This is a genomic window from Chryseobacterium sp. CY350 (genome assembly GCF_027945075.1).
GTDB lineage: Bacteria > Bacteroidota > Bacteroidia > Flavobacteriales > Weeksellaceae > Chryseobacterium.
Genome location: NZ_CP116034.1, coordinates 2,456,141 through 2,472,849 on the forward strand (window position 1 = coordinate 2,456,141; position 16,709 = coordinate 2,472,849).

A 16,709-nucleotide genomic window follows, 5' to 3' on the forward strand; every position below is an offset into this window, starting at 1 on the left:
AATGTCCCAATTCCCTTATCGCTTTTTTGAAGAGTATATTGTTCGTACTCCTTTATTTTCACATAAAAACTTTAGACAAAAATTTAATACTGATGAAATTTCACATCTTGAGTTAAAAGAAATTTGCGCAGATTTAGTTTTTCAGGAAGCAATCTATTTGGCATCTCCTAATTTATATAAAGAATTAAAAAACTGGTTAGATTCAGAAAAAAAAATATCCCCAAGTCAATACCAAAAACTTAAAAACACCATCTTAAAATACTATATCAGAATGAGTACACGATGTACGCCATTCGGACTATTTTCAGGAGTTGGCTTGGGGAAATTTAATTACGAAAACAACAGTCTTTACGAAAATGAATTATTAAAAGTAAGAGATACCAAATTGGACATGCATCTTTTGGTTTCTCTTGCAAAGACTTTAGAAAAGAAACCAGACATTAGAAGACGACTTCTATATTTCCCCAATAATAGTATTTACAAAATAGGGAAGAAAATCCGTTATGTTGAGTACGAATATAAAGAAGGAAAAAGAGATTACATCATTTCTTCTGCTCCAATTTCTGACGAGCTTTCTCAGATATTAAATTTCACAAAACAAGGGAAAACAAGCTCCCAGATTGCAGAAATTCTTATAGGTGATGAAATAAACTATGAAGAAGCAAATTCATTTATAAAAGAATTGATTGACAATCAGGTTTTAGTGAGTGAACTGGAATCCACTGTTTCAGGATGCGATTTTTTAGATACGCTAATTTCTGTTCTAAATCGAATTGGAGCTATAAATGAGACTAAAAATTTAGTTTTAATAAAAGAAAAACTGAATCAATTAGATTTTAAGATAGGAAATCAAGTTTTTCTATATTCAGAAATCGAAAATCTGATTAAATCTTTCAAAACAGATTATGAGCAAAAATATCTTTTCCAGACAGACCTTTATTTTAGAAATGAATTTACAATTTCAGGTCATTGGAAAAAGGAAATCAAAAAAGGCTTGATTTTCCTCAATAAAATCACTTTACTCAGCAAAGACAACCCATTTGAAAATTTTAAGAAAGCATTCTATGAGCGATTTGACACTCAGGAAATGCCCTTATCTTATGTTTTAGACACGGAAATAGGAATTGGCTACCTTCAGAATAAAAATGCTAAAGGAATTCATCCGTATTTGGAAGATCTGAAACTTCCGCATTCTCAAAAAAAACAAAATCTTCAAATTCATCTTACTCCATTTCAAAAAATTCTTAATGAAAAAGTACAGGAAGCTTTATTAGAAAATCAATTTACTATTTCATTGAATGATGATGATATCAAAAAGTTTGAAGAAAACTGGGATGATTTGCCAGACACTTTATCTGTAATGGCAGAAATAATATCCGAAAATAATGAAGAAAAATTGTCCCTTGGAAGTGTTGGAGGAAGCAGTGCTGCAAATCTCTTAGGTAGATTTTGTTCTGAACAATCTAATGTTCAAAATCTTACAAAACAAATTACAAAAAAAGAAACAGAACTGAATTCTGATTATGTTTTGGCAGAAATTATACATCTTCCGGAAACCAGAATTGGAAATATCATCAGAAGACCAACGCTTCGCGAGTATGAGATTCCGTATTTAGCTGCGTCTGTTTTGCCGAAAGAGAACCAAATTCCTGTTGATGACCTGTACATTTCTTTGAATAATAACAGAATCATTTTACGGTCGAAAAAACTCAATAAAGAGATCATGCCGTTTCTTACAAATGCACATAATTATTACTCTAACACTTTGCCTTTATATCATTTCCTATCAGACCTGCATTCTCAAAACACTCGCACAGGTTTATACTTCGAATGGGGAGGTCTTTCACAGATTTACAAGTTTCTGCCAAGAATAGAATATAAAAAAATTGTAATATCTAAAGCCCAATGGAATGTCGTAGAAAGAGAGATCTTATCAATAGATTCAAACTCTAACAATAAAGCTGAATTCCTTGAACTCATGAAAAAATGGAGAACCAAAAGACAGGTTCCGAAATGGATTCAATGGGTAAAATCTGACAATACCTTGCCGATGAATTTAGAAAATTATGATCTGGCAAAACTATTTATTGAAACCGTAAAAAGTGAAAAACAAATCATGATTGAAGAATTTTTGTATCATGAAAAGGATGATTTTAAGCGTGAATTTATTTTTCCGATGTACAAATCCAACTAAAATGTTTGAGGAATATTCATGAAAAAAAGATAGGTTATGACAGTAATAAGAAAATTCGCCCCGGGAACAGAATGGCTCTACCTGAAAATTTACACTGGAGTAAAAACAGCAGATCTCATTTTAGAAGAAGCAATACAATCAGTAGCGCAATATTTTCTCGGTAATAATGAAATTTCAAAATGGTTTTTTATTCGCTATCATGATCCTAAACCACATTTGCGAGTAAGATTTTGCTTACATAATACTGAGGATTATTTTACTGTTCTTAACAAAATAAACGAAGAACTCCAAGAATTTACCGACAGTGGAGAAATTTCCAATATTTTAATTGAAACATATAATAGAGAAATCGAACGTTACGGACAAAACACCGTAGAAGAAGCGGAAACATTATTTCATAAAAATAGCGAATTTACTTTATTGTGTCTTCCGTACGACGATGAGGACAAGCTTATTTTCGGCATTTTTCTAATTGATCAAATATTGAATAAGCTTAATCTTGAAATTACTGAGAAATTAGCTTGGATTAGAAATTTTAATGATGCTTTCAAAGAGGAATTTAATGCTGACAAAAATCTCAACAGCCAGTTAGACAAAAAATACAGAGAGTTCAAACCAAAATTAATCAACTTTATACAGTCGGATGAGTTTTCGGATGAAAGAATTGCAATTGTTCTTCACACAGAAGAATGCGATGCTGCATTACAAAATATTCTTCAGCACCATCAAAACGATGTGTTGGGTATTTCTTTGCAAACTTTCTTTTCAAGCATATTCCATATGAATATCAATAGACTATTTGTTTCAGATCAAAGATTGTTCGAGATGGTTATTTATGATTATTTGTTGAGGTATTATAAATCATTGGCGTTCGCAACCATCAAAAAAAACGAATCTTTCCTTATCACTCAATAATAAAATTATCAAATTACATGAACACCAAATCTACCCAATCAACTCCTTCGCCTGCGCCATCGCAGCCTCCGTAATTTTACTTCCGGAAAGCAATTGCGCAATTTCGTTCAACTTTTCTTCTTCATTCAAAGTAATGATAGTCGACTGCGTTTTGCCATTAATATCTTCTTTTACAACTTTATAATTATCATTTCCTTTTGCGGCAACCTGCGCTAAATGAGAAATGACGATCAACTGCATATCCTGAGACATCTCACGCATCAGATTTCCGATTTCTTCGGCAACTTTTCCGGAAACTCCGGTGTCGATTTCGTCTAAAATAAGCGTAGGAAGCATATCGCTTTCCGCAATGATTTTCTTTACCGCCAACATGACACGCGATCTTTCTCCGCCCGAAATAGCAGTCTGGATAGGCTTTAAAGGAAAACCTGAATTTGCCTGAAACAAAAGCTGAATATTTTCTTTCCCATATTGATTAAATTCCAGAGCGTCTACTAAATCTATATCTACTTTCGCTTTTTCAAGACCCAGTTTTTTAAGCAGATCTTCTGCTTTTTTAATGAAAACGGGAATGCTTTTCTTTCTGTTTTTTGAAAGTTTTTCGGCTAAAGACTGTAGAGATTTTTCTTTTTTGGCTATATTAATTTCAATCTCCGCAATAGATACTTCAATTTCTGCCGTTCCTTTTTGTTCTCCGGATAGCTGATCTCTGATTTCTTTCAATTCATTCAGATCCGAAACATTATGTTTAAGAAATAAAGCATTGATTTTATTATTCAGCTCAGAAAGTATAGCCAGATTTTCAGGATTAATTTCAATATTTTCGGTTTCATCTTCCAACTCCTGAAGAATATCTTTTAACTCAACGAAAGACCCTTCCAGTCTTTCATTCAGTTCAGAAAACGAATGAGAGACATCTGCAATTTTTGAAAGTTTATTTTTAGCTTCATTAAAGAAAGAAAGAATCCCTATTTCTTCCTGATGAAATCTCGATAGAATCTGTGCAATATTTTCAGAAATCATCCCGGCATTTTCCTGCAAAGAAAGTTGATTTTGAAGATCATCATAATCTACATCATCCAGTTTCAGATCTTCCAACTCATTTAAAAGAAACTGTTTGTAGTCGCTTTCTTTTGTGTTTTCCGATAGTTGAATCTGGAGTTTTTTTAGCTGAGCCTTTAAACTTTGAAACTCTAAAAAATCATGTTGATATTCTTCAATAAGTTTTTTATTTTCTGAAAGTCCATCAATTATTTTAAACTGATAATCTGCTGTAAAAAGATTTGACGTTTCAAACTGAGAATGAATATCGATCAATTGCGAAGTCAGCTCTCTCAAAACATCCAGCGTTACAGGAACGTCATTGATAAATGCTCTGGATTTTCCCGAAGGTAAGATTTCTCTTCGGATAATTGTCTGATGCTCATAATCGAGATCATTTTCGATAAAGAATTTTTTAAACTGATTATTCAGCTCAAATTCTGTTTCGACGATACTTTTTTCTTCGGTTTTTGAAATCGATTTTAAGTCTGCTCTTTCGCCCAATATCAAACGAAGCGCGCCCAAAATGATTGATTTTCCGGCACCTGTTTCTCCTGTAATGACCTGTAAACCATTTTTTAAGGATACATCAAGTGCATCAATAAGCGCAAAATTTTTAATATATATTCTCGAAAGCATGATCTTTAGCAGATATTATTGTGACTGCAAATATAAATTTTAGAATTCAAAAATCCTGCCTCTTATTTCCATTTACTCCATTTGGTGTCGGTAAATTTTGGCGCGAATGTAATCATCAGCTGTTTCAGATCTCCGATTGCGATACCACCATTATTATTAGAATCAAAAATATTGAAGATTTCGTCATTTTTGGTAGTAATGAAAGTATTGAAAAAATAATTTTGCTGAAAAGAGTTCTCGTATTTTTTAAGCTGCATCAGTGCATCAAAGATAATCTTCTTCGATTGGGTCTGATCCTGATTAAACATTCCATCTAATCCTGCTCTGTGATACGTATACATTGTCTGACGGAGTTGCGCCATATTCGGATTCAGAATTTCACCGATCAAAATAGAACGACTGCGCGGATCATTGATTTGTCCCCAACCTTCGTAACCACGATTTTGAGAATTCTGTGCAATCTGCTGTGCTTTTGTAAACCATTGTGTACCACCAGATGCCTGAAAACTATCCGCGTCGTAACCTAAAATAAGGTAAACGTAAAAGCTGATTACATCGATTAAATTTTTTCCTGAAAACTGTCTTTCATTAAAAATTAAATTCTCATTTTCTACATATTCAAATGCGAATTTTGTATCCTGAAGGTTGATTAGCGGAGATTCGTAAGACGAACTAAAAACCGGACGAACTGCCTGTACCACAATACTTCCCTTATATCTGTTGCCGTCTCTCTCACTTAAAATGATTGCGAAATTTGATTTTACTTTTTCAAAATTTTGAAGTTTTTTACCGGTCCAACTTGTATTATTAATAAAATCTTTTAAACTTTTTTCTAATGCTTTAAAAGCCTGCTGGTTACTTCCTCCCAATTGTTGAGCATTCACCTGCACAACAGACAAAAGTTCCTGAGAAAAACTAATGTTGAATAAAAGTAGAAATAATAGTATCGTATATTTTTTCATATAATTCGTTAATTTTTTTTAAATGATGACATCGCCGTTAATCATCAGCAATTGCAATTTACGATAGATCTTGATAATTTTGTCATAATTTAAATCTTGAGAACGTTAATTTATCAAAATTATTTTAAAATTTGTTCTTCAATGCAATCAAGAATGTCTTTTGCAACATTTGCCTTTGATTTGAGATCAAATTCTATCTTGTCTGTCTGAGTCAATATTTTTATCTTATTGGTATCTTGTTTAAAACCTGCGCCTTCGTCACGAAGTGAATTAAGAACAATCATGTCAAGATTTTTCTTTTTAAGTTTTGCTATTGCATTTTCTTCTTCATTTTGAGTTTCAAGAGCAAATCCTACCAGAAATTGATTTGCTTTTTTCTCACCCATGGTTTTCAGAATATCCGGATTCTTGATAAACTCTATCGTTAAACTGTCATCGTTTTTCTTAATTTTTTCTGTAGCAACTTCTTTGGGAGCGTAATCTGCAACGGCAGCACTTGCAATACCAATGTCAATTTGATCGTAAAACTCGAATACTTTCTCGAACATTTGTTTTGCAGAAGTCACTCTGTAAAGCTGAATATTCTCATGTTTTGAATTCAGAACACTTGGTCCAGAAACTAAAATCACATTTGCGCCACGTTTTGCAGCTTCTTCAGCTAAAGAAAATCCCATTTTTCCGGAAGAATGATTTCCTATAAATCTTACAGGATCTATTGCTTCATACGTTGGCCCGGCTGTAATTAAGACTGTTTTGCCCTGTAACGATTTCTTTTCATTTAAAATAAAAAAATCCTCAACAGTTTGTGAAATTGTTTCCGGCTCAGCCATTCGTCCCTGACCGACCAAACCACTTGCTAATTCACCATTTTCCGCAGGAATTACAATATGACCATAGTCTTGAGCAAGTTCCAGGTTCTGAAGCGTTGACGGATGCTGATACATATCCAGATCCATCGCAGGAGCTATGAATACAGGACATTTTGCAGACATATAAGTAGCGATCATGAGATTATCACAAATCCCGTGAACCATCTTCGCTAAAGTATTGGCGGTACAAGGTGCCATAATAATAACATCTGCCCACAGTGCCAATTCTACATGACTGTTCCATGTTCCGTTGTCGCCATAAAATTCTGTATAAACAGGATTTTTAGATAATGTAGAAAGACTCAGCTTAGTCACAAAATTTTCCGCATCAGGAGACATAACCACCTGAACCTCTGCTTGTTTCTTTATAAAATCTCTGATAAGAAAATGTATTTTATACGCAGCAATTCCGCCAGAAACGGCAATTAGAATCTTTTTCCCGGAAATATTCATGTAGATTATTTTTAAAGCACTAAAATACTTCTTTTTTCTAAGAGTAGAAACCTATAGCAACAGCAAAGGTCATAAAGAAAATAATTTCTTTATGACCTTTATTTATAAAAATCACTCTCGTGATTAGTTTCTCTCTTCAGTCTTTCTAAAGTAAACTTCACCATCTAGCCATTCCTGGATAGCGATAGAAGTTGGTTTTGGAAGTTTTTCATAATGTTTAGAGATCTCAATCTGTTCTCTGTTTTCGAAAACTTCTTCCAATGTGGAATTGTGAACTGCAAATTCGTCTAATTTATTATGTAATTCAGTACGAATTTCTGCATTAATCTGCTCAGCTCTTTTCCCCATGATAACAATAGCTTCATAGATTGAGCCTACGTTTGCTTCAATCTTATCTTTATCGTAAGTAATCGTGTTTACTTCTGCTTTGGTATCTTTTACGCTCATTTTCAGAAAATTATTTAATTATAAGATGGCAAATTTACGAATTATCTTTGGATTCTGAAAGTCGCCGCCGGTGGAGGTGTTTGCAACGCTGCACTATCGCGCTGAATCTGCATTGCTTTCTTTTCATTATCTACCTGATCCTTGATCTGTTGCTCCGTTTTAGAATCTTCAGCAAGTTTATCTGTCAGCTTTTTTTGTCTTGCTGTAAGTACTGCAATTCTTTCTTCAGTTTGTTTTTTTACGATAACAAAATCCTTTTTTTCTTTCTCCAGCTTTTCTCTCAGATCTAAAGCTGTTTTAGAATACTCTGTATTGGGAAGTTCTTTTTCAACTTGTCTTGTAAAGGCCAGTGCACTTTCAATACGCTCATCTTTAAGATCATAAACAGAATTTTGTGCTAAAAAATAGCGCGACTTCATCATGTAATCATATATTTTCGGACGAAGTTTTGTACTCGGAAAATCTTCTAAAACATTTTCAAAAGCGGTACTGGTAGACTTATAATCTGCCATTTTATAATACTGCTTGGCATTCTCATAAGCTTTGAATTCTAATTTATAAGAAAGCTCCTCGATCAAAGTATTAATGTTTTTTGATCTTTCAGAATTAGGATAATTAGTCAGGAAATCCTGAAGTTCGTTGATGGCCAATTCTGTACTTGTCTGATCTAGGTTATAATCCATAGAACCGTTATAATAACACAAAGCAGACATATAAGAAGCCTCTTCTTTTCTATTATCCTGAGGAAAACTTACGGCAAAGTTTTTGAACTGGTGACCGGCAAGTTTGTAGTTTTTATCGTAGTAATTGGCATACGCAGAATTGAAAACCACGTTAGGAGCATCATCTGTACCCGCAACAAGGTTTGGAAGTCTGTCGTATAGAGCCAAAGCATTTTTCCATTTCTTTTTAGCGAAATTTTCGTTGGCAGTTTTCAGGATAAATGTTTTATCCGCGCTTTTCATCGCTTTATCTTGCTGACTTGTGCATGCCGAAATGACAGCTATGGCAAAAATACCTAAAATATATTTCTTCATATAAGATATAACAGTTTTCGGTTTTACCGACCTATTAATTTGCAAAAATATAACTTTTTTGCTAAAAGATTTTTTTTTATGATTATTTAACGCAAAATTAGTCTGCAGCGTATCCTAAAACTGCAAAAACATTCATTAAAAGATTCATTCTTACTTTTCTTTCTGCTTCTTTGGTGTAGGCTTCCTCATCTTTGTGAGGAACGTAGAGCTCGTAAAAATTTTTATTTCGAATAACAAAAAGTGTAGAGCCAATGATGGTTGTAAGTATATCTTCAGGTTTTGGAGTAAAGGTAAAGACTCCCGATGTCACTCCTTTTTTGATCACTTCATCAAGTTTTCTTACAAATAGCTGATAAAAATCGAGAAGTTCATCTTTTAGATTTTCCGTGTGGCGCAGTTCCTGAGTTACAAAGCCGTGAAAATAATTATATTTAAAAAGTTGACCAACAATATATTTAATCATCTCTTTCATCTGCATTTCGGGTTTTCCGTCTTTAATGGTATCTGCAAATTCAGAAAAATTTTCTCTGGTTTTCAGCACGCGATATTGATAAAGATAAGACATCATCTTTTCCTTAGAGCCAAAATAATATGAAATCATCGCAACATTTATATTCGCTTTAGAAGAAATATCTCTTACAGAAGTGCCTTCATAGCCTTTTTTTGCAATTAATTCTTCGGCGATATCTAATATATGAATCTGTTTGTCAGTGAATTTTTTCCCCATACACCTGTTGTTGTTTTAGTAAAGTTAAGAATTTTTTAACACATTTATAAACAAACGTTTAATAATTTCAAAAAAAGTTCCGGTTTTTTTTTAACCTTATCAATATGATGATCGCAAAATTTAATTATCGTATTTTTGATCATGGATTTTTTTGATTTTCATCACCACAAGAGAAATAAAAGCAACGGAATTTATAACTTAGATTTACAAAAAACACCTCCCGACTTTTACTTTTCAGCAGGAATTCACCCGCAAGACATTCAACCAGAAAACGCTGATAATCAATTTAATTGGCTGGAATCTGTTATAAATGAAAATTGTTTCGCGATCGGAGAATGTGGTTTGGATGGATTGGTTCCTATTGGTATGAAAATTCAGGAAGAGTTTTTCTTAAGACAGATTCAGTTGGCAAACGAATTTAAAAAACCAATAATCATTCACTGTGTGAGAAAATTTTATGAAGTCATTTCTTTCAGAAAAAAAACTGAACAGGCAATGATCATTCATGGCTTTAATAAAAAACAAAGCGTTGCAGATGATCTTATAAAGAATAATTTTTATCTGAGTTTTGGAAAACCTGTTTTGTATCATCTATCTTTGCAGGATACATTGAAAAACGTTCCTTTGGATAAATTTTTTTTAGAAACCGATAATGATGATTTTAATATTGAAGAATTGTATCAGAAAGTTTCAGAAATAAAAAAAATATCGATAGAACAACTTCAACAACAAATTTTAGAAAATTTAGATTCAATAAAAAATGGATAAGTTTTGGCTGGAAAGAACTGAACTTCTGATCAAAGAAGAAGGCATTGAAAAACTGAGCAATGCAAATGTTCTCGTAGTAGGTTTAGGCGGTGTGGGATCTTTTGCAGCAGAGTTTCTGGCAAGAGCCGGGATCGGTAAAATGACCATCGTAGACGGCGACACTGTAGATATCACTAATATCAACAGACAGCTTCCTGCACTACATTCAACCGTAGGAAAACATAAAGTGGAGGTAGTTTCAGAACGATTGATGGATATTAATCCGAAACTAGAACTGATAAAAATAAATGAATTTCTGAATCCGGAGAGAATGGCGGAAGTTCTGGACGGGGGGAAATTTGATTATATTTTGGATTGTATCGACAGCATCACGCCAAAAGTAAGTCTGATTATTGCCGCAAAGCGAAGAAAAATAAAAATCGTCAGTTCTATGGGTGCCGGCGGAAAATCTGACCCTTCTAAAGTATTGGTAAGAGATATTCATAAAACTGCGGAATGCCATTTGGCAAAACAGGTGAGAAAAAGACTGAAGAAGGAAAAAATTGACAAAGGAATTCGCTGTGTTTTCTCAACAGAAATTCAGGATGAAGAAAGCCTGAAAATGACTGATGGAAGCAATTATAAACGATCTTTTTACGGAACGATAAGCTTTATTCCGGCAATTTTCGGATTGTATGCTGCTGCGGAAGTCATTAATCAATTAGTGAAAAAGACGGATGCAGAATTTTAAATATCCTAAAGAAGAAAAACTCAAAAAAAAGGATGAGATCACTTTGCTTTTTGAAAAAGGCAAATGGAAAAACAGCGGGAACCTAAGAATTATCATCCTGAAAAATCATCCTGATCTTTTGACTGAAAATGTAAAATTAGGAGTTTCCGTTTCTAAAAGATATTTTAAAAAAGCTGTCCACAGAAATCGTATTAAAAGACTTCTGAGAGAATGCTATCGCCTCAATAAAGATTTATTTAAAGAATATTTCGGACAGAAAACTATTGCCATGTTGTTTTGGGTTTCTGCGGAAATGCCTGAGAAATTTCAGAATGTTGAGGCGCAGTTTATCAAATTGTGTCAGTCGCAGAAGAAGGCTTGATTTTATTTCGCACAGATTTTCTTTTTGTGCTAAAAACTTATATTCTTTTTATCTCACAAATTGAGCTGATTAAGCAGATTTTATTAACAATCTGCGTCATCTGCTTGACCTGCGAGATATTTAAATTTATTGTTTTCATATTTTATTTAAATATTTAAAATAATAATTTCTGATTTACGTTTTTATAATTTTTTGTAGCTTTAAGCAAACAATTGACGAAATAAAATGTTAGATCAAATTCCTTATTTACCTTACGTTCTAAGTGCTTTCATCGGCATCGGTTTAGCTGCAGCTTCGGGTTTCAGAGTGTTTTTACCGATGTTTGCGGTAAGTTTATCCTCATATTTTCATTGGATTCCTATGAGCGAAAGTTTTGAATGGATTTCTAGTCTGCCGGCTTTAATCACTTCCGGAATTGCCATGATTGCAGAGATTTTAGCTTATTATATTCCATTTGTAGATCATCTTCTGGATACTATTTCTATACCGATGGCCACAGCTGCGGGATCAATATTGTTCGCCAGCCAATTTACCGAATTGGGAACATTTCCACAATGGGCTTTGGCTTTAATTGCTGGCGGCGGAACAGCGGCAACGATCAGTTCGGGGTTTGCCGGAATTCGGGCGGCTTCCACAGCGACTACTGGCGGATTGGGAAATTCTGTAGTAGGAACCACGGAAACTGCAGGAGCAGGAATCATGGCGATTTTAGCAATGGCAGCTCCTTTTATTGCAGTAATTTTCGCCGTGATCACTTTGATTCTTGTAATTGTATTTGGCAGAAAAGCATGGAGAATATTGAGACAAAGAAAACAGTTGAATTCTGAAAATTTATAGAAAAAACAAAAGCGGCAGAAATTTAATTACTACCGCTTTTGTTTCTTATGTGAAAAACTTAATTTTTGTTTCTGCTGTCTTTGATCTCCTGAATTTTTTCTTCGAAATATTCCTTTTTATCGGGAAATTTATTTGATAGAATTAAAAATGCATTGACGGCTTTTGAGTACAATTTTTGCTCAATATATAAATTGGCCAGTGTCTCCGTCATCAGATGAGAAATATCGTCTGTCTTTTCTTTTACAACGAAATTCACCTCATCTTTTAACTGACTGATTTTCGGATTATTTTCAATAAATGATTCGATCACTTTATTTTTAATGTCAGTTTTATCGACTGGTACATCTTCTGCACGATCGATCTTCAGCCAACTTTGCCATGTGTTGATAAATCCCGGTACATTGCTATCATCTGCTTTTTGCTGAGCAATTTTCTCTTCCAATTCTCGGGCATCGGCTTTTTCCTTTTGATCAGATTTAAATGACAAACCAAGACTTGCAATATCAGATCCGAAGAACGAAACATTCATCACAGGCACTTCACCATTTTTCTCAGGATTTTCTTCCGCCTGAATTTCTTCTATCTCATCAGATCCGTCTGTATTTTCTACGGTTTGCGGTATGCTTTTAAGTTCATTTTTTTGCAGAATATCTTCAGCTTCGGATTGTAATTTTTTTTCAACTTCATGAATTTCTGATTGAGCAACTTCAGGTGTTTTGTTTAGTAAAGAATCCGGACGGCTTGCTTCAAAACTCATCGGCTTCCATGAAGAATTTACAGCAATTTCCTGGTCAACAATATCATCTTCGACGTCAAAGCTTTCAGATTTTTTCTCTTCAAGGTTCTCTTCAACAATCGACTCAGCTTCTTTTACAATCACTTCTTCCGCCGTTTTTTGCTCTTCTCCTACGTGAAACGCCTGGGTTTCTGCAAAACTGATGTCGTGATTTATTTCCTCATCTTTAATGTCTACCTTTTCCGGCGCGTTCTCTTTTCTTTCCTTCATCCTTTTCTCCACTTCCTCAATCAAACGGCGCATTTCATCTTCATGCTTGTTGACATTTGATTTTGGAGTTTCAGCAGGTGTATTTTCTTCGGTTTTATGTGATTCTATTTTCACTTCGGGAAGGAAAGAATCTGTTCCATGAAAACTTAATTCAGAATCATTATTGATTTTTTCAGAAACGTCTTCTGAATCTATTTTTTCTTCTTCAATAATAACTTCAGCATTTAAAACTTCTTTTGATTCCTCGGTTTTAGTATGATCAGATTCTATTGAAGATCGGATTATTTTTTCTTCATTTTCAGTTTCTCCAGAGAAAGATTCGACTTTTTGAAAACTTATTTCATCTTCGTTATTGATTTTCTCTTCAACTTTTTGAGAATCTATTTTATCTTCATTAATGATAACTTCGGATTTCGGAGTTTCTGGTTCTGCAGCATTACTTACTTCAGATATAGTTACAATTTCTACTAAGTTTAATTCTGCATTATCTGTAATTTCTTCTACTTGTGATTCAGGCAGTTCGTCAGATGCACTAAGATTCTCTTCAGAAGATGTTCCTGCTAATTCTTCAGCAAAAACAGCTTCATCTTTATCTTTATTAGTAAGACTATTCTTAGCTGATAAAGATTTCTGAGTAACAATAACACCTGATTCTAAGGTAGATTCAAGATCAATCGTTTCATTATTATCTTCATCTAAGAAGTTTTCTTCACCTTCGAATAAGATTCTGTTTCTTTCACCAGCAACAACGAGGTGAATAATTTCCGGCTTTTCGGCGATTAATCCTTCTGAAGCAGCTTCATAATCATGATCTGAAAAACTTTTCGGCTCAGTTCTTACAACATTTTCTGCCTTGGTGTGATTTTCTTCAACATTTTCGATTTCTAAAACTGAATTTTCACTGACCTTTTCATCCACATTTGCCTTATCCGGCTCTGGCATTTGAGGTTTTATCTGCTGAATTTTACCATTAATAAGCTGATAAAGAATCTTCTTATCAGTAGTATACGCAGCTGTTGAAGAAAGTGCTTTCTGATAATTTTCTTTGTCGTAGAGGTGAACACCATAAAGATGTAAGGCTCTGATATTCTGAACATAGGGGAAAGAATTAATTTCCTCCTTCAAAAGATTAAGATCTTCTGATTGAATATTTTTCGGATTTTTTAATAATTCTAAAACTCGAGTATTCATCATTTTACCAATTCGCTACGATGTCATTAAATATTTTGTTGATTATTCTGTCGGTCGCAATTTTCACCTGAGAGGTTTCAATCTGACTTTGAGAAAGACTGCTGTTGAAAACCGCCTCATCACTGTAAGTTCTGTCAAAACTTACATCAGGATGAAGTTTGTTTTCATAATGCACTTTTACGGTGATCGTCAGTTTATTCTGAGAATCCTGAATTACTCCGGCAGCCGTATTCTGCGTTGTGGAACTTATCGTGGTCGGCGTAATAGAATAATCGGTGATTTCGCCTTCGATGAGAATATCAGGATTTGTTTTTGTACCCTTCAAAGTGGTTCGCTGAAGAAATCTATTCTGAATATCTGTAGAAAACTGTTGTGATAAGGTAGGATTTACCAATGCAGAATTATTAGGAAATTCGTTGATCTGAACCGTTTTTTCATCTTTCAACGATGAGCCGGTAAAGGTGTAGCATTGTTGCAACAACGTCAGAATAACGATCCCAACAATAACTTTTATCTTACTCATATAATCCTGCTTTTTTGATTTTGGGTATATAAAACATCTTTGAAGCTGACATATTTTATACAAATTCCAATTGGTACTGTAAATAATAACCCTACTCCACATACAATAATACCTAACTGAGATATTATTCCAACTATAATACTAAAGATTAAAATCATAAAAAAATTCTTCTTTGAAATTTTCCATGAAAGTAAATATGCCTGCCTTACACTTTGAATTTTATGTAAAGAAATAATCGGCTGTACAAAATAAAGTGATACAGTAAATGCAAATATAAATAGCAAAAACAAGACAAACCATATACCCATTCCTCCGAACAACATTGCGATATTGATATTTTCACCTGCTCCTTTTGCAGCAGCAATAATTGGAATAATTGTAATCTGCACAGGAATCATTAAGATAATAACTGCAAGCAAAACCAGAAAAAATAATTTGAAATACATCCAAAAATCTGTAAAGTCAAAAATATCACCAGCCTGTACAGATTGTCCTTCGTCTACTTTTTTACAAATTTTATAAAAATTTCCAACAGCTAAAAGACTACAAAACGGAATAAAACTCATTACAATAGCAAGTAGTGTTGCGATGATAAATCCTCCTATATCTTTTTTAAAAAGTGTAAAGCCTTCAGAAATGTATCTTCCTATATTAAAATCATAGCCTTGGCTAATTAATTTGTCAAAATTCATAATTTTTAGTCTTCCAAGTTATATTGTTTTATTTTTCTGTATAAAGTTCTCTGCGAAATACCAAGCTCGTCTGCAGCTCTGTTTCTTCTTCCGTTATGCTTCTCTAAAGCTTTGATGATCAAATCTTTCTCGTTATTTTGAAGAGATAAGGATTCGGGTCTGTTTTCCTCAACTTCGATGTCTTCAAAATCTTCATAATGATCATCGGAATTTGATATGATTGTCGGATTCTGAACATTCTGACTGTTGTTATTTTCAAAAAACAACAAAGAGTTCGGACTCGTATTCTGCTGCGGCTCAGGCGTGTAAATTCGATTGATCAAATTCTTTTCCTGATTGCTTAGGTCTGAAGTTCCTCTGTTTTTTATGAGTTCCGAAGTTAAGGATTTTAAATCATTAATATCATTCCGCATATCAAAGAGAATTTTGTACATAATCTCTCTTTCATTGCCAAAATCGCTCTGTTTTTGTGCATTCGGATTATTGACGACCATTGGCAAATGAGAATCCATCGGGATATATTCAGACAGTTTTCCTACCGTCACATTTCGCTCAGTTTCTACCACCGTCATTTGCTCAACCAAGTTTCTCAACTGTCTCACGTTACCGGGAAATGTGTAATTTTCGATATAGTGAACAGCACTTGCTTCAAGTTTCAGTTCGGGCATTCTATATTTTTCAGCAAAATCGATCGCAAATTTTCTAAAAAGCAAATGAATATCTCCTTTTCTCTCTCTTAAAGCAGGCATATCAATCTGAACGGTATTCAGACGGTAAAAAAGATCCTCCCGGAATCTGTTATCCCGAATTGCCTTCATCATATTTACATTGGTTGCTGCAACGATTCTTACATTGGTTTTCTGAACCTGCGAAGAACCTACTTTCATAAATTCACCGCTTTCTAAAACCCTTAAAAGACGAACCTGCGTTTGCAAAGGCAGCTCACCTACCTCATCCAGAAATATGGTTCCGCCATCTGCAACTTCAAAATATCCTTTTCGGGTTGCCGTTGCTCCTGTAAAAGCACCCTTTTCGTGTCCAAAAAGTTCAGAATCAATCGTCCCTTCAGGAATCGCACCGCAATTCACAACAATATAAGGCTGATGTTTTCTTTTTGATTCTGAATGAATAATTTTTGGAATAAATTCTTTCCCGACACCACTTTCCCCGATAACCAGAACGGAAATATCAGTTGGTGCCACTTGTATAGATTTTTCGAGAGCACGATTCAAAGCCGGAAAATTTCCGATAATCCCAAAACGTGCTTTTATAGATTGTAAGTCTGCCATTTTTATTGATTTAAATTTAAAAATTAAA

16 protein-coding genes are annotated in these 16,709 nt (G+C 33.9%); 6 read left to right on the forward strand and 10 right to left on the reverse strand.

Features of this window, described 5'->3' with window-relative positions:
• Position 1 precedes the first annotated feature (1 nt).
• Both PGH12_RS11355 and PGH12_RS11360 read left to right on the forward strand, forming a co-directional pair.
• Positions 2-2,194 carry a lantibiotic dehydratase family protein gene (locus PGH12_RS11355; protein WP_267596811.1) on the forward strand — a complete coding sequence of 731 codons (2,193 nt, stop codon included), beginning with the start codon at positions 2-4 and terminating at the stop codon, positions 2,192-2,194.
• Positions 2,195-2,230: 36 nt separating this feature from the next.
• Positions 2,231-3,109, forward strand: coding sequence for a thiopeptide-type bacteriocin biosynthesis protein (locus PGH12_RS11360; protein ID WP_267596810.1), 879 nt, complete (start codon positions 2,231-2,233; stop codon positions 3,107-3,109).
• A 30-nt stretch (positions 3,110-3,139) separates the two neighbouring features.
• On the opposite strand, the gene PGH12_RS11365 is transcribed toward PGH12_RS11360, so the two are convergent.
• The 6 genes from PGH12_RS11365 to PGH12_RS11390 all read right to left on the reverse strand — a co-directional run bounded on the left by PGH12_RS11365 (position 3,140) and on the right by PGH12_RS11390 (position 9,284).
• A complete protein-coding gene (locus PGH12_RS11365) occupies positions 3,140-4,789 on the reverse strand; it encodes a DNA repair protein RecN (RefSeq protein ID WP_267596809.1) in 1,650 nt (549 codons plus the stop codon).
• Positions 4,790-4,851: 62 nt separating this feature from the next.
• Positions 4,852-5,751: a type IX secretion system protein PorD gene (gene porD / locus PGH12_RS11370; protein ID WP_267596808.1), complete on the reverse strand. Its 900-nt coding sequence runs from the start codon at positions 5,749-5,751 to the stop codon at positions 4,852-4,854.
• A gap of 119 nt (positions 5,752-5,870) precedes the next feature.
• Positions 5,871-7,073, reverse strand: coding sequence for a bifunctional phosphopantothenoylcysteine decarboxylase/phosphopantothenate--cysteine ligase CoaBC (coaBC, locus tag PGH12_RS11375; RefSeq protein WP_267596807.1), 1,203 nt, complete (start codon positions 7,071-7,073; stop codon positions 5,871-5,873).
• 123 nt (positions 7,074-7,196) lie between these two features.
• Positions 7,197-7,520: a DNA-directed RNA polymerase subunit omega gene (locus PGH12_RS11380; protein ID WP_050377732.1), complete on the reverse strand. Its 324-nt coding sequence runs from the start codon at positions 7,518-7,520 to the stop codon at positions 7,197-7,199.
• Positions 7,521-7,561: 41 nt separating this feature from the next.
• Positions 7,562-8,557: an outer membrane protein assembly factor BamD gene (locus PGH12_RS11385; protein ID WP_267596806.1), complete on the reverse strand. Its 996-nt coding sequence runs from the start codon at positions 8,555-8,557 to the stop codon at positions 7,562-7,564.
• Between the two features lie 97 nt (positions 8,558-8,654).
• Positions 8,655-9,284 (reverse strand): TetR/AcrR family transcriptional regulator, encoded by a 630-nt coding sequence (locus PGH12_RS11390; RefSeq protein ID WP_267596805.1) that lies wholly within the window; start codon positions 9,282-9,284, stop codon positions 8,655-8,657.
• A gap of 141 nt (positions 9,285-9,425) precedes the next feature.
• Between PGH12_RS11390 and PGH12_RS11395 the strand changes: the two genes are divergently transcribed.
• The 4 genes from PGH12_RS11395 to PGH12_RS11410 all read left to right on the forward strand — a co-directional run bounded on the left by PGH12_RS11395 (position 9,426) and on the right by PGH12_RS11410 (position 11,980).
• Positions 9,426-10,052 (forward strand): TatD family hydrolase, encoded by a 627-nt coding sequence (locus PGH12_RS11395; protein ID WP_267596804.1) that lies wholly within the window; start codon positions 9,426-9,428, stop codon positions 10,050-10,052.
• Positions 10,045-10,782, forward strand: coding sequence for a tRNA threonylcarbamoyladenosine dehydratase (locus PGH12_RS11400; RefSeq protein WP_267596803.1), 738 nt, complete (start codon positions 10,045-10,047; stop codon positions 10,780-10,782). The genes PGH12_RS11395 and PGH12_RS11400 overlap by 8 nt, the downstream gene beginning before the upstream one ends.
• On the forward strand, positions 10,769-11,143 hold the full coding sequence (rnpA, locus tag PGH12_RS11405) for a ribonuclease P protein component (protein WP_267596802.1): 375 nt from the start codon (positions 10,769-10,771) through the stop codon (positions 11,141-11,143). The genes PGH12_RS11400 and rnpA overlap by 14 nt, the downstream gene beginning before the upstream one ends.
• A 225-nt stretch (positions 11,144-11,368) precedes the next feature.
• The gene (locus PGH12_RS11410) at positions 11,369-11,980 is read left to right on the forward strand and encodes a DUF4126 domain-containing protein (protein WP_267596801.1); all 612 of its coding nucleotides are present in this window, start codon (positions 11,369-11,371) and stop codon (positions 11,978-11,980) included.
• Positions 11,981-12,038: 58 nt separating this feature from the next.
• On the opposite strand, the gene PGH12_RS11415 is transcribed toward PGH12_RS11410, so the two are convergent.
• Genes PGH12_RS11415 through PGH12_RS11430 form a run of 4 tightly spaced genes read right to left on the reverse strand, consistent with a single transcriptional unit; the run spans position 12,039 to position 16,681 of the window.
• On the reverse strand, positions 12,039-14,180 hold the full coding sequence (locus PGH12_RS11415) for a DUF8458 domain-containing protein (RefSeq protein WP_267596800.1): 2,142 nt from the start codon (positions 14,178-14,180) through the stop codon (positions 12,039-12,041).
• Between the two features lies 1 nt (position 14,181).
• Positions 14,182-14,700 (reverse strand): LPS assembly lipoprotein LptE, encoded by a 519-nt coding sequence (gene lptE / locus PGH12_RS11420; RefSeq protein WP_267596799.1) that lies wholly within the window; start codon positions 14,698-14,700, stop codon positions 14,182-14,184.
• The gene (locus PGH12_RS11425; RefSeq protein WP_267596798.1) at positions 14,697-15,392 is read right to left on the reverse strand and encodes a hypothetical protein; all 696 of its coding nucleotides are present in this window, start codon (positions 15,390-15,392) and stop codon (positions 14,697-14,699) included. Before PGH12_RS11425 ends, lptE begins: the two co-directional genes overlap by 4 nt.
• A gap of 5 nt (positions 15,393-15,397) precedes the next feature.
• Positions 15,398-16,681, reverse strand: a complete 1,284-nt coding sequence (locus PGH12_RS11430) for a sigma-54 interaction domain-containing protein (RefSeq protein WP_267596797.1) — start codon at positions 16,679-16,681, stop codon at positions 15,398-15,400.
• Positions 16,682-16,709: the final 28 nt, after the last annotated feature.